The organism is Pseudomonas sp. TE9122 (assembly GCF_056278925.1).
In genome coordinates this window covers 2,093,867-2,111,742 of sequence record NZ_JBWBQI010000001.1, presented here as the reverse complement: position 1 = coordinate 2,111,742, position 17,876 = coordinate 2,093,867, and the positions used below count along the sequence as shown (strand labels likewise).

Below are 17,876 nucleotides of genomic sequence, written 5' to 3'. Positions count from 1 at the left end.
ATCAGTGCCCCACGGCAAAGGCAATCGGCGCCGCACGCGCCAGCCCGCCACGGCATTTGAGTACGCGGAGTTGCGCCGGTTTGGCATCGATGGCTATGCGCAACGCTGCCGGTGACGGGTTGACCGCCTCGCTCAACGGGCGCCAGGCAAAGGCAAGGGTCTGGCCGGTTTCCGCCGCTACCTGCAAACGCCGCAAAGCCCGGTCGTCGGCCTTGTTCGGCCAGCACAGCACCGCGCCGCAACTGCCCGAGCGCAGACACTGCTCCGCCGCCCACAAGGCATCGCGTTCGCTGGCCTGAATCACCGACAACTGGCGCAAATCGACCCCGGCATTGGCCCAGGCCTGCGGGTACGGCACGAACGGCGGCGCCACCAGCACGATGCGCTCACCGGCCGCGGACAATCGCGCCAGGGTTGGCCAGACCAGTTGCAGCTCGCCGACACCAGGGCCGGCGAGAAGGATTTCGCTCAGCGCCGCTTCCGGCCAGCCGCCGCTGGGCAGAGCTGCGTCCAGTCCCGCATGCCCGGTCGGCTGCGGACTCGCCGCCGGTGGCGCAGGCCTGCCGCGCCAGACCTGGCCGCCATTGAACAGCGTATCCAACGCAACGACGGCGCCCATCAGCCTTGCCTGACCAGACCACAGAACACGCCTTCAATGGCCAGATCCTGATCATCACGCACGACAATCGGCTTGTACGCCGGGTTGCGCGGCAGCAGGCGCACTTCATCCCCGACCCGTTCGAAGCGTTTGATGGTGACTTCACCGTCCAGACGCGCAACGACGATCTGGCCGTTCAGCGCCTCGGGATTGCGCCGCACACCGACCAGATCGCCATCGAGAATGCCGTCTTCGATCATCGAGTCGCCCTGCACCCGCAGCATGTAATCCGGGGTGCGGGAGAACAGCGCCGGGTCGAGCAGCAAACGGTTATGGATATCGGCATCGGCGCCAATCGGCGCGCCGGCGGCCACACGACCGAGTACGGGGATCTCCAGCAGCTCCGGACGCGCCGGCTGACAGAGCAAACGAATGCCCCGGGCCTGATGCGGGTTGACCTCGATGAAACCGGCTTCGGTGAGCGCCAGCACATGCTTGCGCGCCACGCTGCGCGAGGCAAAACCAAAAGCCTCGCTGATTTCAGCGAGGCTTGGGGGCTGACCGTGCTCGGCGATGCGATCGCGGATAAAGGTCAGAATGGCGGTACGGCGGGGAGTCAGATTGGTCATGGAGTACATTTGTACTCCTGTGGGAATTACCTGACAAGAACCGCCAGTCGGCGCATGCCGACGCAGGGAGCTGCAATCGGATCAATCTGTGAACACAGTCCCTGTGGGAGCGAGCCTGCTCGCGAAAGCGTAGTGTCAGGCGACGATGATGTGAATGTGCCGACGCCTTCGCGAGCAGGCTCGCTCCCACAGGGGGCCAGGAAAATTCAGGAATTCAGTTGCGCCAGGTACTCCCACGGATAAATCCCGCGTTGATGCCCGTCGCTGAACACCAGTTGCACACCATACCCCTGCGGGTTGAGTTCGATCAGGCGCACGCGCTCATCGACCAGCGGCGTGACGCCGCACAGGCGAAATGCGCGGCATTGCGAGCACGGGCATTGCCGGCGCAGATCGGCATGCTTGAGCAGCGATTCGCGCCCGTCCGGCCAGCTCAGGCGTAACGTGCGCTCACTCTGCGAGTTGCCCACCGACAGCGGAGTCATTGCAGCTGACTCAACGCGATGCGCACGGCTTTGCGCACTTCCGGGTCGCCGTCGTCCTGCGCTGCCTGCAACGCGGCCACGGCGCCGCGATCGTTCAACTCTCCAAGCGCCAGCGCGGCCTCCTTGCGCAGGTTGCTGATGCGGTGGCCGAGGGTGTCGATCAGCGCGTCCAGCGCCGGGACGAAACGCAGACGCCCGAGGCTGCGAGCGGCGCGCAGGCGCACTTGCCAATAGTCATCGCTCAGCGCTTCGACCAAGGTCGGGCCGGCGTCGCTGTGGCCAACCTTGCCCAGTGTCGTCGCGGCTTCTTCGCGCACTTGCCAGGCGGGGTCGTGCAAAGCCTGGCGCAACGCCGGCAATACTTCGGCGCCACTGGCCAGACCCAGCGCACCTGTCGCGGCGCGGCGCACTTCGGTGTCCGGGTCGTCGCTGGCCAGTTGCGCCAGAGCTGGCAGCGCGTCGAGCTGTTTGAGCCAGCCGAGCACGCCAACCGCTTCGCGCCGAACATGAGCATCGGCATCTTCCAATGCCGCGACAGCAGCCGGCGCGGCCTCGGCAAAGCGCAATTCTCGCAACGCCCGAAATGCGGCGATGCGCACACTCACATCGGCATGTTCGGTCCACGGCAGAATCACGCGCCCCGCCGCTGCAGTCTTGAGCAGGCTCAGGCTTTGCGCCGCTGCCGATTGCACAGCGGGCGACGGATCCGTCAGCGCTTCGCACAAGGCTTGCACGACCGCATCGTCCTCCCACGCTTCAAGCAATCGCGCAGCTTCAGCGCGAACATCCTCGGCAGGATCCTGACGAAGTCGATCAACCAGCCAGAGCAAGCCATCCGGTTCTTCGAGATCGGCCAGATCGATCAGGGCAATGCGCCGCACGCCGGGATCTTCCGCCGTCAGGCGCGGTTGCAGGGCGCGGATGTCATCATTGTCGGTCACAGCAAAAATAGAGGTCATAAGGCAAATCGCGGCAAAGGGTTTTCAGGAGGCAGGCCGAGCGGATTGAGGCGCGGCAGCGGTCGGTCGTTGTCGTGGCGCAGCAGGTCGAGGCAGTGGCGCTTGAGGCGAGCGAATTCCGGGCTGGTGACCAGTTCGCTGGTGCGCGGACGCGGAAAGTCCAGAGGCAAGTCTTCGATGATTCGCCCCGGTCGCGCGCTCATTACCAGCAAGCGGTCGGCGAGAAACAGCGCCTCGTCAATGTCGTGGGTGACGAAAACCACCGTGGTGCGGATGCGCGTCCAGATGTCCAGCAGCAGTTCCTGCATGTTCAGACGGGTCAGCGCATCCAGCGCGCCGAACGGTTCGTCCATCAGCAACAGTCGCGGGCGATTGACCAGCACCCGGGCGATTTCTACCCGTTGCTGCATGCCCCCAGAGAGCTGATCGGGCCAGCGCTCGGCGAAGCCTTCGAGGCCGACCAGTTTGAGAATGTCGTCAGCGGCTCGATGCCGCTCAGCCTTGCCGACGCCGCGCATCTTCAGGCCGAAGGCGACGTTGTCGCGCACCGTGCGCCACGGGAACAGCGTGTGGTGCTGAAACACCATGCCGCGCTGCGGCGACGGGCCGGTCACCGCGCTGCCGTCGACTTTCAAGCTGCCGGTACTGGCATTCAAGTGTCCGGCCAGGGCGCCGAGTAAGGTCGACTTGCCGCAACCGGACGGGCCGAGAATGCACACGAACTGCCCGGGTTCAATCTGGCAATCGAGGCCCTGCACCGCTTCGAAGGCTTCGCGGCCCTGGCCGAGGACGATGGACAACTGGCGAATGTCGATCCGCCCTTCCGGGGTTTGCATCACGCTCATCAGGCTTTGCCTCGCGGTCGATGCCAAGGCGTGAACAAGCCGCCCAGGCGTTTGATCAGCCAACTGCTGCCCATGCCCAACACGCCGATCAGGAGCATGCCGACGACAATGTCGGCGTAGTTCTGAATGGTGTAGGACTCCCAGGTGTAGTAACCGATGCCGAACTGCCCGGAGATCATTTCTGCCGTCACCAGACAGAACCACGACGTGCCCATGCCGATCGCCAGGCCAGTGATGATGCTCGGCGCAGCGCCCGGCAGGATTACTTCCAGCAGAATCGCCCGACGCCCGGCCCCGAGGCTCTTTGCCGAGGCAATCAGACGTGGATCAACGCCTTCGACGCCGTGCACGGTATTGAGCAGGATCGGGAACAGCGCGCCGGTGAAGGTGATGAAAACCATCGACAACTCCGAGGACGGAAACATCAGGATCGCCAGCGGAATCCACGCCACGGCGGGGATCGGGCGCAGGACTTCCAGCGGTGGCAGCAAAATGTCTTCAGCCCATTTCGACCGGCCGATGGCCAGGCCCAGGGCGATGCCGATGATCAACGCCGCCACGTAACCGGCGAAGACCCGGCCGAGGCTGCTGCTCAGGTGCTGCCAGAGTTTGCCCGAGTCGCCCAGGCCCAGTGCGGCTTCGATCACCGCCAGTGGCGTCGGCACGTTGGCAAAGGTGACCAGGCCGAGGTTCCAGTGATGGCTGGCGGCGAGTTGCCAGAAGAGCAGGCAGAGCAGTAGTGAGGCGGCTCTTGATGTCCAGCGCAACGGTGTTTTCATAGTCCGGTTTCCAGTTCGGGTTCTGTGTGATGGCCGAGATTTACTCCCTCACCCCAGCCCTCTCCCCCAGGGGGGCGAGGGGGAAAGGGAGCCGATTTGCGTGCCTTTCACGACCTGAGTTCGACTCGGTACTTCACGTCGGCGTATCTCTCACCAACAACTCGGTCAGTCCCCTCTCCCTCCGGGAGAGGGTTAGGGTGAGGGGCTTTTGATCTTCAGCGCGCAGCAACAACCTGCGCAGTGGCATCGCTAAAGTCGAACACCTTGCCACCCTGCGCCGCAGCGTATTGCTGGGCCTGGCCCTTGAGCAAAAATGCGCTGAGGCGGCCCTTGGCATCGCTGGCAAACCACGCCTGTTCAGCGAGCAACTTGATCCCGCTGTCACTGGCCTGCGCATAAACCGCACGAATGTTCTTGCCCTCCTGCTTCAACCCCGCCATCGCGGTGAACGCCGCTTCAGCCGAGCCATAACGGCGGACTTTTTCCTCGCCACGCACCCAGATCTCCGCGACATGGCTGACATCGGTGATGGCTTTGCCCGTCGCCGCATCCACACCCGGCAATGGCGTCTGCGCGTAGTTGGCCAGTTGCGAGGTGTAATCGAGATTTGAGGCGTTGAACGCGGCGCGGATGTACTGGTCGTCGATGAAGCTGTTCAGGTCGAGCCCGCGATCGGCTTTCTTCAGCAGCTTCAGGGTATCGATGGCGGTACCGACGGCCTGGCGATATTCAGGTTTCCAGCTCAGGTCGCGGGTCTGTACGCCGAGCGGGCCGTGGAACAGGTAGTTGACCTCGGCATCGACCCCGGTGACCTTGGCGATCAGTTCGCTGTACTTCTCGGGTTCGGCGGCGAGCAGTTGGTTGGCTTCGATGCTCGCGCGCAAATAGGCGACGACGATTTCCGGGTACTTCCTGGCGTAGGCCTGATCCACCAGTGCGCCATGGAAAGTCGGCGCGTTGGCCTGGGCGCCGTCATAGATCTTGCGGGCGAAACCACGGCTCGGGAACAGCTCGGCGAACGGCACGAAATCGGCGTGGGCGTCGATCTTCCCGGCCTGCAATGCCGAGCCGGCGACTTCCGGTGGCTGGGCGATGATGTTGACATCCTTGAGCGGGTCCCAGCCCTGCTCTGCCACGGCGCGCAGCAACATGCCGTGAGCCGTCGAGGCGAATGGCACCGAAATGGTCTTGCCCTTGAGTTCGCTCAGGCTCTGCACCGACGAAGCGCTCGGCACAACGATGCCGTTGCCGCTGCCCTTGATGCTGCCCGACAGCACGCTGATGAACAGGCTGTGCTTGCCCGCCGTTTCGAACGCCACACCATTGAACGCACCGGGGAAATCGGCCATGGCGCCAAAGTCGAGTTTGCCGGCGACCATCTCGTTGGTCAGCGGCGCGCCACTGGTGAAATTCTTCCACTGCACGTCGTACTTCGCGTCTTTGTAGGCGCCATCGTGGGGCAGGTATTTTTCCAGCAGACCGAGTTCACGGATCAACAGGCCACCGGCGGCGCAGTTGATGGTGGTGTCCTGAGTGCCGATGGCGATGCGGATGGTTTCGGCCGAGGCCGACAAGGTGAATGAAGCCAGTACCAGACCGGCAAGTGCTGCACGCAACATGAGTGTTTCCCCTCGAATCATTTGTTTGAGGTTCGTCTCCGCCGCGATCGGGGCGCGGTGGGAAACGAGGGGTGTTTTGCATTCAGCGTCCGGGGTTCACCGGATGGCTATTGGATAATCACAATTGCAACGTGGGAGCGAGCCTGCTCGCGAAGGCGGCGGGTCAGTCACCATCATTGTTGAATGAACGATTGCTTTCGCGAGCAGGCTCGCTCCCACAATGGATGTGGGGTCAACGCAACAAATAGGGGATGTCGACCTTCACCGCCCCCGTCGGGCAATCCTTCTCGCACGGCATGCAGTACCAGCATTCATCGAACGCCATGTAGGCCTTTTGCGTGGCCGGGTTGATCGCCAGCAGGTCCATCGGGCAGACGTCGACGCACACGGTGCAGCCCTTTTCGGCGATGCATTTGTCCTCGTCCACGGTGACCGGGGCGTTGGAGCGGAAGAAGATTTCCTGAGCTTGATAAGCCATGGTTCGGACTCTCTTTCTAGTGATGCATCAAGCGGCGAACGCGCCGACCCGCAGGCGGTCGTAGGCCTGCATTTCTTCGGCATCGAGCGGGATGATGTAAGGCTCGACGGCTTTCTTGAAACTGGTCATGCGCCCGTCCTCGCCCTTCTTCAGATGGCAATGGCAGAACCACTCGGCGTCGTTGCGTTGCGGGTGATCGACGCGATAGTGGTACAAGCCCCAGCGGCTTTCGGCGCGGAACAACGAAGCGCGGGCGGCCATTTCGGCGCAATCGCGGATCACGCTGGTTTCCATCGCTCGCATCAGTTCGTGAGCATTGCTGGCCTTCATCTGCTCAAGATCGCGTTCGATGTCGCTGAAACGCTGCAGGCCGATCTGCATCTTCTTGGTCACTTTCGGCGGTTGCAGGTAGTCGTTGACGAAGCGGCGCAGCTTGTATTCCACCTGCGCCGGTGGCAGGCCGTGTTCGCGGTCGAGCGGCGCGTAGACCCGGGCTTTTTCCTTGGCGATCTGCTCGCTGTCCAGTGCGGAAAACTCGCGGCCGGCGACAAACTCCGCCGCGTTGTGCCCGGCGAACCAGCCGTAAGTGAACGCGCCAAGCATGTAATTGTGCGGCACCGCAGCCATGTCGCCGGCCGAATACAAGCCTTTCACTGAAGTCTCGGCACGCTCGTTGACCCACACGCCGGACGCCGAGTGGCCGCTGCAAAAGCCGATTTCCGAAATGTGCATTTCAACCATCTGCGTGCGGTAGTCGGTGCCACGGTTGGCGTGGAACTGGCCACGGCTCGGGCGCTCATTGCTGTGCAGGATTTCCTCGATGTTCTGGATGGTTTCCTCGGCCAGGTGATCGAGTTTGAGGAACACCGGACCGTTGCCGCTCTCCAGTTCCTGATGGAACTCCCACATCATCTGCCCGCTCCAGTAGTCGCACTCGATGAAGCGTTCGCCCTTGTTGTTGGCGGTGTAGCCCCCCAGCGGGCCGGTGACGTAGGCGCAGGCCGGGCCGTTGTAGTCCTTGATCAACGGGTTGATCTGAAAGCACTCGAGATTGGCCAGTTCGGCGCCGGCGTGATAGGCCATCGCGTAGCCGTCGCCCGCATTGGTCGGGTTCTCGTAGGTGCCCATCAAGTAGCCAGACGATGGCAGACCCAGGCGTCCGGCCGCGCCGCAGGCGAGAATCACTGCTTTGGCCTTGATCACATGGAAGTCGGCGGTGCGGCAATCGAAGCCCATCACACCGTTGACCGCGCCCTCCTCGTCGGTCAACAAACGCGTGCAGACCAGGCGATTGGTGATGCTCACCCGCGCACGTTTCAACTGCCGATACAGGACTTTCTTGATGTCGTGCCCTTCCGGCATCGGCAGCACATAGGCGCCCATGTGGTGGACCTTTTTTACCGCGTAGTCACCGGTCTCGTCTTTCTCGAACTTCACGCCCCAGCGGTCGAGTTGTTCGATGGTTTCAAAACTGTGCGTCGCATAGGCGTAGACCGTCGTCTGATTGACGATGCCGTCGTTGGCGATGGTGATTTCCTTGGTGTACTGCTCTGGCGTCGAGTGGCCGGGGATGATCGCGTTGTTCAGGCCGTCCATGCCCATGCTGATCGCGCCGCTGCGCTTGACGTTGGCCTTGTCGACCAGCAAAACGCGCAAATCGCGGTTCTTCTCTTTGGCCTTGATCGCCGCCATCGGCCCGGCCGTACCGCCGCCAATCACGACGATGTCGTATTCCTGTTCTAGAACGTTGCGGGTCATGCCTGCTCCCCTTTTTGCCGGTCGATCCGCAGGCGGTACTGGAACGCATCGCCACGGTAATAAAGGTGTTCGAAGTCCAGCGGCTGGCCGTGGGCATCGTGGGTCAGGCGCTCGATGCGCATGATCGGCGAGCCCGCTTCGACGCTGAGTGCCTGGGTCAGGTCGCTGTCGGCCAGCACCGCATCGATGGCCAGATCGGCGTGGCCGAGGGCGATGCCGCAGTCGTTTTCCAGAATCAGAAAGATGTCGCGAGTGACCAGATCAGCCTTCTCCAGCCGTTCGCCGACGGCTTTGGGCAGGTAGGTAATTTCCAGCGAGATCGGCTCGCGGTTGATCAGGCGCACGCGTTTGATCTGCGCGACGATCTCACCTTCGGCGACCTGCAGCCGCTCGGCCACACGCTTGTCGGCCGGAATGAATTTGAAACTGCGCAGGCGGTTGATCACTTCATAACCGCGCCCGGTCATCGACTCGGCGAGGCCTTGCAGGCTGCTGACGTTCTGAAAGGTTTTCGGCTTGGCGACGAAGGTGCCCTTGCCATGGATTTTGAAGATCAGCCCTTCTTTCTGCAGATCGCCCAAGGCCTGGCGCACGGTGATGCGGCTGACTTTGAACAGCGCACCCAGCTCGCTTTCGGAAGGCATCTGACTGTCTTGCGGGTATTCACCGTCGAGAATCCGCGCACGCAGGACGTCGCGCAGTTGGGTGTGCAGCGGAACGCTACTGAGGGAGAGAACGTTATCGGTCATCACGGGATCACTTGTCATAACGAGTTATGACGTGATCTTAGAGATGTGATGCCGAGGTTGAGAAATATTGTTTGGGCATAACCTTAGATGCGTGTTGCGCCGGCAAAACCTGTGGGAGCGAGCCTGCTCGCGAAAGCGGTGTGTCAGTCACCCAAGATACTGACTGACAGAATGCTTTCGCGAGCAGGCTCGCTCCCACAGGGGATCGTAAGCTATTCAGCGTTTGAGTATCCGGTCCATCACCCAGTCGGTCTTGACGGCTTGCTCGGCCGCGGCGGGATGCTGTGAATCACCCCGAATATGCGCATTCATCCCCAGCACGTGATGCCACTGGATATGCTCATGGTGGGCGATTTCCAGGCTGATCTGCTCATCGGCAAACAGCTGCACCGGATGCTCGTCAAACACCGAAAACCCGATCCGCCCTTTGCTGCCGATAATCTCGACGCGATCCTCACGGCGATCCGCAACAAAGTTCCAGCAGCCCATGCCCAGCGCTCCGGAAGCGAACCGCCACGTGGCGCTGACCGCATCTTCGGCGGCGTACAGACCCGCCTGACGCGCGGTGAAACCGGCGACCTCAACGATGTCGCCAAGCAGATACTGGAACAGGTCCAGGCCATGGCTGGCCAGGTCGGCAAAGTAGCCGCCGCCAGCCACCGCAGGGTCGGTGCGCCAATTATCGCGACCCTCAAGATCAGCCGGCGACGGCGCTTTGGTCAGCGTCCAGCTCATATGCCGGACATCACCGATGCGGCCCTCCTCCAGCCAATGCCGCACTTGGGCAAAGCGCGGTAGCGAGCGGCGGTAATACGAGACGAACAAGTGCAGACCGGCAGCGACAAACGCTTGCTGCATCTCGCGGCTTTGCCCGGCGTTGAGCGCCATGGGCTTTTCCACGCAGCAATGCTTGCCGGCGGCGGCGACTTTCAGGCTGTAGGCATGGTGGCTGTCGGGCGGCGTGGCGATGTACACCGCGTCCACCTCGGGATCGTTGATCAGCGCATCGACATCGGTGTAGACGCGACTAATGCCGTGGCGCGCAGCGTAGTCGGTCACCGCTTCGAGGCGACGGCCCATTACCGCAATCAGCGCCGAACCGGGCGCCTTGTAAAAGGCCGGCCCGCTCTTGCGTTCAGCGACGCTACCGCAACCGATCATGCCCCAGCGCACCACGTTCATCTTCAGTCCTCAGCCGATGCGCAGCGCGCGCAGATCAAGGCGTCCGTCCTTGAGCGGCGGGCACCAGTAGTAGCCGCCGGTGATTGGTCGGCTGATCTGGTACAAGCCATCGGCAATACCGTCTTCCAGACCGCTCATACGGCGCAGCTGCGCTTCGAAGGCATCGAGGGAGAAACCGAAAGCGAGGAACATCAAACCGGCACGATCGCCTTCGATCCACGGCATCGAACGGCGCACGACGAACGCTTCCGGCGCGAAGCTTTCCTGCGCGGTGCGTTTAACGTGGGCGGAGATCGGCGCGTCGTCGATTTCTTCGTTATCGCTCAAGCGCCGCCCCATGATGTCGTCCTTGGCACCGGCAGACAGGCGATGAAAACCCTTGAGGTCGTGCTGCCATTGCTGGATCGCGGCGAAGCTGCCACCGACCAGTCCATCAGCGCCGGAGCTCAGCAGCGCGGCGGCGACAGCGGCGTCATCGTGGGGGTTTTCCGTGCCGTCTTCGTAACCGGTGAGGTCGTGGCCGTCCATGTGGCGGAAGGCTTCCTGCATCTCGACCAGACGCAAGGCCGGGGCCAGCGCGGCTTCGATAGCGTTGCAGCGGTTGAGCAGCTCACCACGGTCGACACCGTGCAGCCAGATCCACAGGGCATGCTGGGTCGACGGGTTATTCACGCCAACTCCGGTCAGCGCCGGGAAGCTGCGCAGGCCATCGATCTCTACGTTCAGCGCCTTGGTCAACGACTCACCAAAGCCAACCACCGCCGACTTGCCATCCACCAGCATCAGCAGGTTGTCGATCGCTTGCGGCAAGGCTTCAACCGACGCCAGGGCGAAAAACAGATGACGTGCTTGCGCAGGAACAGGGGTAGCGAGAATGCCCGGCTGGTAGTAACTCATGTGAACTCCTTGAAAAAGTGCGCGGAGTTTACCTGTAGCCGGATCGTTTGTGTGGGTAACGAGAGCGTCGTCGTTCAGCGCTCACCGCCTTCGATCAACGCCTTCAAAGCCAGCGCATCGGCGGTGGCGGCACCGCTGGCGGTGTTGTCGAAGATGCACCAGATGTGTTTGCCCTCGGCACTGGCGCGCAGCAGGTTCCGGGCAAGCTGTTGCAGATAGGCCGCTTCATAAGCGCTGTGATAAATCCGAGGCGAGCCGTGCAGGCGCCAATACTGCAGGCCTTGCCAGCCACCCGGCGCGGTGTCGCTGCTGATCCGCGAGGGATCGACCACCGCTTGGGCGATTTGCAGATCGACCAGCATCGCCTCAGCGCCAGTCCACGATTCGTGTCGCGGTTCCAGCACCACACTGCCTTTGTACCGCTCGCGCAGGGCGTTAAAAAACGCCTCGGCCACCGGCGCATCGAAAGCAAGTTTCGGTGGCAGTTGCACTAGCAGGCAACCGAGTCGATCACCCAAGCCCTGGCATTGCCCGAGAAACTCATCGAGCGCGGCCGCGCTGTCCGCCAGCCGCTGTTCATGGGTGATGAGCTTCGGCACTTTCACGGCGAAGCGAAAGTCCGGCGCCACCGAATCAGCCCAGCGCTCGTAGGTCTGACGCCGATGCGGGCGGTAGAACGAGCTGTTGATCTCCCCACAGTTGAAGCGCGCGGCGTAGCGTTGCAGGTGCGTGCCCTCGGCGGGGAATGCCGGCCAGTGCTCGCGGCCGAGACTCCAGCCGGCGCAACCGATAAAGATCGCTGGCTCGTTCAAGCGCCCACCGTCATTTCTTCCCGGGCAACACGGCGCCGAGCACCTGCTTGGCAGTCTGCACAATCACCCCGGCTTCATCCGGATCGCCCTTGAGCAGGGTCGTGGCGAATTTCTTCGCTTGCTCAAGCTTGATGTGCGGCGGCAGCGGCGGCACGTTCGGGTCGGTCTTGAACTCGATCAGCACGGGCACTTCCGAGGCGAGTGCCTGTTCCCACGCAGCGGCGACCTCTTCTTCACGATCAACAAAAATGCCCTTGAGGCCAATGGAGATCGCGAACAGGTGATACGGCACGTCCGGGATGCTCTGCGACGCTTCGAACTTCGGATCGCCCTCCATCACCCGCTGCTCCCAGGTGACTTGATTGAGGTCTTCATTGTTAAACACCGCGCAGATCCATTTCGGGCTCTGCCATTGGCGCCAGTATTTGGCGACAGTGATCAGCTCGGCCATGTTGTTCATCTGCATCGCGCCGTCGCCGACCAGGGCAATGACCGGGCGTTCCGGGTAGGCAAACTTCGCCGCGATCGCATACGGCACCGCCGCGCCCATCGAGGCCAGGCCACCGGACAATGAGCATTTCATGCCGCGACGGATTTTCAGGTCACGGGCGAACCAGTTGGCGCAAGAGCCGGAATCGCTGGTGATGATTGCCTGCTCAGGCAAGCGCGGTGACAACTCGTAGACCACTCGTTGCGGGTTGACCGGATCGGCTTTGGCCATGGCGCGCTTTTCCAGGGTTTTCTCCCAACTGCTGCGCCAGCCTTCGATCTTCTTGCGCCACTTGTTCGAGGTTTTCTGTTCCAGCAAGGGCAGCAACGCGGCAAGGGTTTCCGCTGAATCGCCGACCAGATTGACCTCCATCGGATAACGGAGGCTGAGCATGTCCGGCTGCAAGTCGATCTGCACGCCGCGCGCCTGGCCTTCCTTGGGCAGAAACTCGGAATACGGGAAGCCCGAACCGATCATCAGCAAGGTGTCGCATTCGCTCATCAGCTTGTAGCTGGGCTCGGTGCCAAGCAGGCCGATGCTGCCGGTCACCCACTGCAAGTCATCGGGGAGTGCCGCTTTGCCAAGCAAGGCTTTAGCGACACCGGCACCGAGTTTTTCTGCCACAGCGATGACCAGATCGGTCGCCTCCAGCGCGCCGGCACCGACCAGAATCGCGACTTTCTCGCCGCTGTTCAGTACCTCGGCGGCGCGTTGCAGATCGGCTGCATAAGGAACGACTTTCGGCTTGCTGTAGCCGACGCCGGAATGCGCGGTGCCATGGGCGCGCGCCGGTTGTTCGTAAGGCAGGTCCTGCAAGTCATTGGGCAGAATCAGCGCGGTGACGCGGCGCTCGCCGACCGCAGTGCGCACCGCACGATCAAGCAGATGGCGCACTTGCGACGGCGCCGAAGCCTGCTGCACAAACGCACCGGCGACATCCTTGAACATCGACACCAGATCCAGCTCCTGCTGGTAGTGACTGCCCAGCGCCGTCCGCGCCTGCTGACCGACAATGGCCAGCACCGGCATGTGGTCCATGCGCGCATCGTAGAGGCCGGTGATCAGGTGCGAAGCGCCGGGACCGGAGGTGGCGATGCAGACGCCCAGCTCGCCAGTGAACTTGGCGTGGGCCGAGGCCATGAACGCAGCCATTTCCTCGTGCCGTGCCTGAACGAATTCGATCTTGCCTTTGGCCCGGCTCATGGCGCCGAACACGCCGTTGATGCCATCCCCCGGATAACCAAAAATCCGCGTGACGCCCCATTCGCTGAGCCGCTCAACCAGAAAATCACCTACTGTCATCGTCATCTTGACCCTCGCCATTTACCGCTGCATGGACATGTAAGGGTCTGGACAGCCCGGTGCGCGATGAAGTTTCGCTGGATTGTCCGGGCATGAACTTAGGCGCCGTGTTTGCGCGGCAATGATTTTTTGAGGCGTGCGCCCTGCTCTGTGGTCGATTGAGAAATGATCGAAGGAGGATGGGCCATGACTGAAGTACAAACCCTGCTGCTTCAACGCAATGACTGGGTGCCGAACAATCCGCGTCTGCCAGTGCTGATCTACCGCAGCGCGATTGCCGTTGAAGGCGACGATCCGGCGGCGCGCTTCGAGCAGACCTTCGGCGCCAATGGCTGGCCGGCGCAATGGCGCTACGGCATTTATGACTATCACCACTATCACACTGAAGGCCACGAAGTGCTTGGCGTGGCGGCCGGTCAGGCGCGGTTGATGTTGGGCGGGCCTGACGGCCAAGTCGTCGACGTCAGCGCCGGGGATGTGTTGTTGCTGCCGGCCGGAACCGGGCACTGCAATCTGGGATCGAGTGAGGATTTTCTCGTGGTGGGTGCTTATCCGCCGGGGCAGCAGGCGGATATTTGCCGGGCCGCGCCGAGTGATGCGCAGTTGGCGCGGATTGCGGGGCTGGCGTTTCCTGAGACAGATCCGGTGCAGGGAGTCGAGGGTGCGGTTGGGCGGTATTGGAGCCATTAGGCGCGGCGACCCTGCCGACGCTTCGCGAGCAGGCTCGCTCCCACAATGAATACGGGTGAACCCTGTTTCTCTGTCCAATACATACCCTGTGGGAGCGAGCCTGCTCGCGAAGGCGGCAGATCGGTTTACATCATTCAATATGAATAACCGCACTCACCGCTGGCACCCGCCGGAAATTTTCCCTACGGTGTCTACCTGTTCTCTCCCAGCATCGACGAGGTCCGTTTCATGAGCAATGCGTCTTACGTTCCGCCCAAGGTCTGGAAACACGAAGCCCCGTCCGGCGGCCACTTCGCCAGCATCAACCGGCCGATCGCCGGGCCGACCCACGACAAGGAACTGCCGGTCGGCAAGCATCCGTTGCAGCTGTATTCGCTGGCCACGCCCAACGGCGTCAAGGTCACCATCATGCTCGAAGAGTTGCTCGCACTCGGGCACAGCGAGGCCGAATACGATGCGTGGCTGATCCGCATTGGCGAAGGCGATCAGTTCTCCAGCGGCTTTGTCGAGGTCAACCCGAACTCGAAAATCCCGGCGCTGCTGGACCGCAGCGTCGAGCCGCCGATCCGGGTGTTCGAGTCCGGCTCGATCCTGCTGTATCTCGCGGAAAAGTTCGGCGCCTTGCTGCCCAAGGATCCGGCCGGTCGCACCGAAACCCTCAACTGGCTGTTCTGGCAAATGGGCTCGGCGCCGTACCTGGGCGGCGGTTTCGGGCATTTCTACGCGTATGCGCCGGAGAAGCTCGAATACCCGATCAACCGCTTCACCATGGAAGCCAAACGGCAGCTGGATGTGCTCAACCGCCGTCTCGCCGACAACGCCTATCTGTCCGGCGACGATTACACCATCGCCGACATTGCCGTGTGGCCCTGGTACGGGCAACTGGTGCGCAACAACGTTTACTCGGCGGCGGAATTTCTCGCCGCGCACGAGTACACCCATGTGCAGCGCTGGGCAGAAGAAATCGCCAAGCGGCCAGCGGTCATGCGTGGGCAGCGAGTGAATCGCACCTGGGGTGATGAAGACAGTCAGGTGCCGGAGCGGCATGAGGCGAAGGATCTGGACTGATAGCAAAAACCGCATAACCCTGTGGGAGCGAGCCTGCTCGCGAAAGCGTCGTATCAGACAACGCTTCTGTTGAATGACACACCGCCTTCGCGAGCAGGCTCGCTCCCACATTTGCGTCCGAAGGCCATCAATCCAATTGTGAAAAAATCATTAACTAACTGACTCGTACGGGTTTATTCCCCCGGAAACTTCCGACATACTAATGCGAATAATTCTTACATTCACTCGCATTAGTTTCGTTTGGGTAAATCTTGGGGAAGCAGATAGATGTCGTTTCACACCATTCACCGCCGCTCGAACCTTTCACCTAACCTCCTCGCACTCGCCATCGGCATGGCCAGCATCGCTCCTGCGTTGGCTGAAGAAACCGCAGCCACTGCGCCAGCCAATGGCCCGCTGGAACTGCAAGCGACCGAAATCGGCGCTACGCAGATGAGCAGCACCACCGAAGACACGCAGTCCTACACCACCGGCCCGATGCAGACCGCGACCAAGCTGTCGCTGACCATGCGCGAAACGCCGCAGGCGGTGACGGTGATCACTCGCCAGCGCATGGACGACCAGAACATGACCAGCGTCAACGACGTGGTGCGCGGTACGCCGGGGCTTTTCCTCAGCGAGGCCAGCGGTCCGGGCCGGCAGACTTACAAGGCGCGCGGTTTCGACATCGACAACATCATGTACGACGGCCTGCCCAGCTCGTATTCGCCGTTCACCCTGGCGGTGCAGCCGAACCTGGCGATGTTCGACCGGGTGGAAATCGTCCGTGGTGCGACCGGCCTGGTCACCGGTGCCGGCAACCCGTCGGCGGCGATCAACATGGTGCGCAAGCGTCCAACCGCCGATCAGCGCGTGACCCTCACCGGCGCCGCCGGCAGCTGGGATGACTACCGTGGTGAAGTCGATGCCTCCAGCCCGCTGAACGAAAGCGGCACCCTGCGTGGCCGGGTAGTGACGTCGTATCAGGGCGCGGACAGTTTCCGCGACAAGGAAGAAAACGATCACGGCCTGTTCTACGCCATCGCTGAAGCCGACCTGAGCGACAGCACCACGGCGACCCTCGGTTTCTCGCGGCAAAACGATCAGACCAACTATTTCTGGGGCGGCCTGCCGATCGGCGAAAACGGCCACCACCTCGACCTGCCCCGCTCCACCTACCCGGGCACCGATTGGGAAAACCGCAAGCTGCAGGTCGACACCGTGTTCGGTGAAGTCGAACACCGTTTCGACAACGACTGGAAACTGCACCTCGGCGGCTCGACGTCGACCCTCGAGGGTGAATTCTCCGGCACGTACCTGTCGCGCTACGACGGCCCGCTGGAAACCACCGCCTACCAATCGCACCACACCGACAAGCAACGCGCCTTCGACGGTTTCGCCAGCGGCCCGTTCGAAGCGTTCGGCCGCACCCACGAACTGGTAGTCGGCGCCAGCAACCGCGTGTACGACGCCACCACCAAGGAATACTCGCCTTACGACACCGGCCTGCCGATCGCCGCGCCAAAACCTGACTTCGTCCGTAGCGGCAAATCGCGCAATGTCACCACCCAGGACGCGGTTTACCTGACCACGCGCTTGAGCCTGGCCGACCCGCTGACGTTGATCCTCGGCAGCCGCCTGGACTGGTATGACTACGACGATCGCAGTGCCGACGGTGACTTCAAGGTCACGCGCAACCTGACCCGTTACGCCGGCCTGATCTACAAACTCGATGACCATCATTCGGTCTACGCCAGCTACACCGATATCTTCACCCCGCAAACCCAGAAGGACCTCGGCGGCAAAGTGCTCGAGCCAATCGTCGGTGAAAACTACGAAGTCGGAATCAAGGGCGAATATTTCGACGGGGCGCTGAACGGCAGCGTGGCGGTGTTCCAGATGGACCAGACCAACCGCGCCACCCAGGCGGCGACTCAGCTCGGCTGCCCGGAACTGACCTGCTACGAAACCTCTGGCAAAGTCCGCGCTCAGGGCGTGGATATGGAACTGCAAGGGGCACTGACCGAGCAATGGCAAGTCGGCGCCGGCTACACCTACACCCGCGCCCACTACATCAAGGACGAAAACCCGGCCAACGATAACCAGAAATTCGACACCGACATGCCCGAGCACCTGTTCAAGGTCTCCACCGTGTATCGTTTCAAAGGCCCGCTTGAAAAACTGCGCGTGGGCGGCAACGTCTACTGGCAGAGCCGCATGTACAACGACATCGCTCTGGCCAATGGCGGCAGCTATCGCCTCGAACAGGGCGGCTACGCGGTCACCGACCTGATGGCCGGTTACGAGGTCAACAAGCACCTCGACCTGCAGGTCAACGCCAACAACATCTTTGACCGCAAGTACTATTCCTCGATCGGTACTGACGTGACTTGGGGCTCGACCGACAACTACGGCACCCCGCGCAGCTACATGATGACGGCCAAGTACAAGTTCTGAGGCGATAGCGCTCAGCAAGCACCGCACAGGGCGTCGGGAGTTTTCCCGGCGCCCTTTTTGCAGGTTCATTAGGCATGGCCGGCAATTACCGATAGTCTCT

The 17,876-nt window shown here is 62.1% G+C and carries 17 protein-coding genes; 3 read left to right on the top strand and 14 right to left on the bottom strand.

The genetic code is table 11. The features are described from left to right. Position 1 precedes the first annotated feature (1 nt). The 14 genes from imuA to ACZ9BE_RS09560 form a co-directional block, all read right to left on the bottom strand. Positions 2-619, bottom strand: coding sequence for a translesion DNA synthesis-associated protein ImuA (imuA, locus tag ACZ9BE_RS09625; RefSeq protein WP_041478676.1), 618 nt, complete (start codon positions 617-619; stop codon positions 2-4). Beyond that, positions 619-1,236 carry a transcriptional repressor LexA gene (lexA, locus tag ACZ9BE_RS09620; protein ID WP_476249311.1) on the bottom strand — a complete coding sequence of 206 codons (618 nt, stop codon included), beginning with the start codon at positions 1,234-1,236 and terminating at the stop codon, positions 619-621. The genes imuA and lexA overlap by 1 nt, the downstream gene beginning before the upstream one ends. A gap of 197 nt (positions 1,237-1,433) precedes the next feature. Then, positions 1,434-1,712: a DUF971 domain-containing protein gene (locus ACZ9BE_RS09615; protein ID WP_476249310.1), complete on the bottom strand. Its 279-nt coding sequence runs from the start codon at positions 1,710-1,712 to the stop codon at positions 1,434-1,436. Then, positions 1,709-2,671 (bottom strand): HEAT repeat domain-containing protein, encoded by a 963-nt coding sequence (locus tag ACZ9BE_RS09610; RefSeq protein WP_095179718.1) that lies wholly within the window; start codon positions 2,669-2,671, stop codon positions 1,709-1,711. Before ACZ9BE_RS09610 ends, ACZ9BE_RS09615 begins: the two co-directional genes overlap by 4 nt. Then, positions 2,668-3,516: an ABC transporter ATP-binding protein gene (locus ACZ9BE_RS09605; RefSeq protein ID WP_476249309.1), complete on the bottom strand. Its 849-nt coding sequence runs from the start codon at positions 3,514-3,516 to the stop codon at positions 2,668-2,670. The genes ACZ9BE_RS09610 and ACZ9BE_RS09605 overlap by 4 nt, the downstream gene beginning before the upstream one ends. Beyond that, complete coding sequence (locus tag ACZ9BE_RS09600; protein ID WP_024012709.1) at positions 3,516-4,295, bottom strand: ABC transporter permease; 780 nt, start codon at positions 4,293-4,295, stop codon at positions 3,516-3,518. Before ACZ9BE_RS09600 ends, ACZ9BE_RS09605 begins: the two co-directional genes overlap by 1 nt. Positions 4,296-4,510: 215 nt before the next feature. Then, positions 4,511-5,914 (bottom strand): ABC transporter substrate-binding protein, encoded by a 1,404-nt coding sequence (locus tag ACZ9BE_RS09595; protein ID WP_476249308.1) that lies wholly within the window; start codon positions 5,912-5,914, stop codon positions 4,511-4,513. A 232-nt stretch (positions 5,915-6,146) separates the two neighbouring features. Further along, positions 6,147-6,392 carry a 4Fe-4S dicluster domain-containing protein gene (locus ACZ9BE_RS09590; protein WP_003225615.1) on the bottom strand — a complete coding sequence of 82 codons (246 nt, stop codon included), beginning with the start codon at positions 6,390-6,392 and terminating at the stop codon, positions 6,147-6,149. Positions 6,393-6,419: 27 nt separating this feature from the next. Next, the gene (locus tag ACZ9BE_RS09585) at positions 6,420-8,150 is read right to left on the bottom strand and encodes a fumarate reductase/succinate dehydrogenase flavoprotein subunit (RefSeq protein ID WP_476249307.1); all 1,731 of its coding nucleotides are present in this window, start codon (positions 8,148-8,150) and stop codon (positions 6,420-6,422) included. Beyond that, entirely contained in the window at positions 8,147-8,899 is a 753-nt protein-coding gene (locus tag ACZ9BE_RS09580) for a GntR family transcriptional regulator (protein ID WP_236169017.1), read from the bottom strand. Before ACZ9BE_RS09580 ends, ACZ9BE_RS09585 begins: the two co-directional genes overlap by 4 nt. A 216-nt stretch (positions 8,900-9,115) precedes the next feature. Next, on the bottom strand, positions 9,116-10,081 hold the full coding sequence (locus ACZ9BE_RS09575; RefSeq protein ID WP_476249306.1) for a Gfo/Idh/MocA family protein: 966 nt from the start codon (positions 10,079-10,081) through the stop codon (positions 9,116-9,118). A 9-nt stretch (positions 10,082-10,090) separates the two neighbouring features. Next, the gene (locus ACZ9BE_RS09570) at positions 10,091-10,978 is read right to left on the bottom strand and encodes a Dyp-type peroxidase (RefSeq protein WP_056785150.1); all 888 of its coding nucleotides are present in this window, start codon (positions 10,976-10,978) and stop codon (positions 10,091-10,093) included. A 74-nt stretch (positions 10,979-11,052) separates the two neighbouring features. Further along, positions 11,053-11,790: a DUF72 domain-containing protein gene (locus tag ACZ9BE_RS09565; protein ID WP_476249305.1), complete on the bottom strand. Its 738-nt coding sequence runs from the start codon at positions 11,788-11,790 to the stop codon at positions 11,053-11,055. 10 nt (positions 11,791-11,800) lie between these two features. Then, complete coding sequence (locus ACZ9BE_RS09560; protein WP_041478664.1) at positions 11,801-13,588, bottom strand: thiamine pyrophosphate-requiring protein; 1,788 nt, start codon at positions 13,586-13,588, stop codon at positions 11,801-11,803. 180 nt (positions 13,589-13,768) lie between these two features. Between ACZ9BE_RS09560 and ACZ9BE_RS09555 the strand changes: the two genes are divergently transcribed. The 3 genes from ACZ9BE_RS09555 to ACZ9BE_RS09545 all read left to right on the top strand — a co-directional run bounded on the left by ACZ9BE_RS09555 (position 13,769) and on the right by ACZ9BE_RS09545 (position 17,776). Further along, the gene (locus ACZ9BE_RS09555; protein ID WP_256809870.1) at positions 13,769-14,272 is read left to right on the top strand and encodes a cupin; all 504 of its coding nucleotides are present in this window, start codon (positions 13,769-13,771) and stop codon (positions 14,270-14,272) included. A 228-nt stretch (positions 14,273-14,500) separates the two neighbouring features. Next, a complete protein-coding gene (gene yghU / locus ACZ9BE_RS09550; protein WP_476249304.1) occupies positions 14,501-15,340 on the top strand; it encodes a glutathione-dependent disulfide-bond oxidoreductase in 840 nt (279 codons plus the stop codon). 267 nt (positions 15,341-15,607) lie between these two features. Next, entirely contained in the window at positions 15,608-17,776 is a 2,169-nt protein-coding gene (locus ACZ9BE_RS09545; protein ID WP_476249303.1) for a TonB-dependent siderophore receptor, read from the top strand. Positions 17,777-17,876 lie beyond the last annotated feature (100 nt).

Bases quoted from the DNA above. Each gene is read 5' to 3' on its own strand.
- imuA (WP_041478676.1), bottom strand. From the start codon at position 619: ATGGGCGCCGTCGTTGCGTTGGATACGCTGTTCAATGGCGGCCAGGTC.
- lexA (WP_476249311.1), bottom strand. From the start codon at position 1,236: ATGTACTCCATGACCAATCTGACTCCCCGCCGTACCGCCATTCTGACC.
- ACZ9BE_RS09615 (WP_476249310.1), bottom strand. From the start codon at position 1,712: ATGACTCCGCTGTCGGTGGGCAACTCGCAGAGTGAGCGCACGTTACGC.
- ACZ9BE_RS09610 (WP_095179718.1), bottom strand. From the start codon at position 2,671: ATGACCTCTATTTTTGCTGTGACCGACAATGATGACATCCGCGCCCTG.
- ACZ9BE_RS09605 (WP_476249309.1), bottom strand. From the start codon at position 3,516: ATGAGCGTGATGCAAACCCCGGAAGGGCGGATCGACATTCGCCAGTTG.
- ACZ9BE_RS09600 (WP_024012709.1), bottom strand. From the start codon at position 4,295: ATGAAAACACCGTTGCGCTGGACATCAAGAGCCGCCTCACTACTGCTC.
- ACZ9BE_RS09595 (WP_476249308.1), bottom strand. From the start codon at position 5,914: ATGTTGCGTGCAGCACTTGCCGGTCTGGTACTGGCTTCATTCACCTTG.
- ACZ9BE_RS09590 (WP_003225615.1), bottom strand. From the start codon at position 6,392: ATGGCTTATCAAGCTCAGGAAATCTTCTTCCGCTCCAACGCCCCGGTC.
- ACZ9BE_RS09585 (WP_476249307.1), bottom strand. From the start codon at position 8,150: ATGACCCGCAACGTTCTAGAACAGGAATACGACATCGTCGTGATTGGC.
- ACZ9BE_RS09580 (WP_236169017.1), bottom strand. From the start codon at position 8,899: ATGACCGATAACGTTCTCTCCCTCAGTAGCGTTCCGCTGCACACCCAA.
- ACZ9BE_RS09575 (WP_476249306.1), bottom strand. From the start codon at position 10,081: ATGAACGTGGTGCGCTGGGGCATGATCGGTTGCGGTAGCGTCGCTGAA.
- ACZ9BE_RS09570 (WP_056785150.1), bottom strand. From the start codon at position 10,978: ATGAGTTACTACCAGCCGGGCATTCTCGCTACCCCTGTTCCTGCGCAA.
- ACZ9BE_RS09560 (WP_041478664.1), bottom strand. From the start codon at position 13,588: ATGACGATGACAGTAGGTGATTTTCTGGTTGAGCGGCTCAGCGAATGG.
- ACZ9BE_RS09555 (WP_256809870.1), top strand. From the start codon at position 13,769: ATGACTGAAGTACAAACCCTGCTGCTTCAACGCAATGACTGGGTGCCG.
- yghU (WP_476249304.1), top strand. From the start codon at position 14,501: ATGAGCAATGCGTCTTACGTTCCGCCCAAGGTCTGGAAACACGAAGCC.
- ACZ9BE_RS09545 (WP_476249303.1), top strand. From the start codon at position 15,608: ATGTCGTTTCACACCATTCACCGCCGCTCGAACCTTTCACCTAACCTC.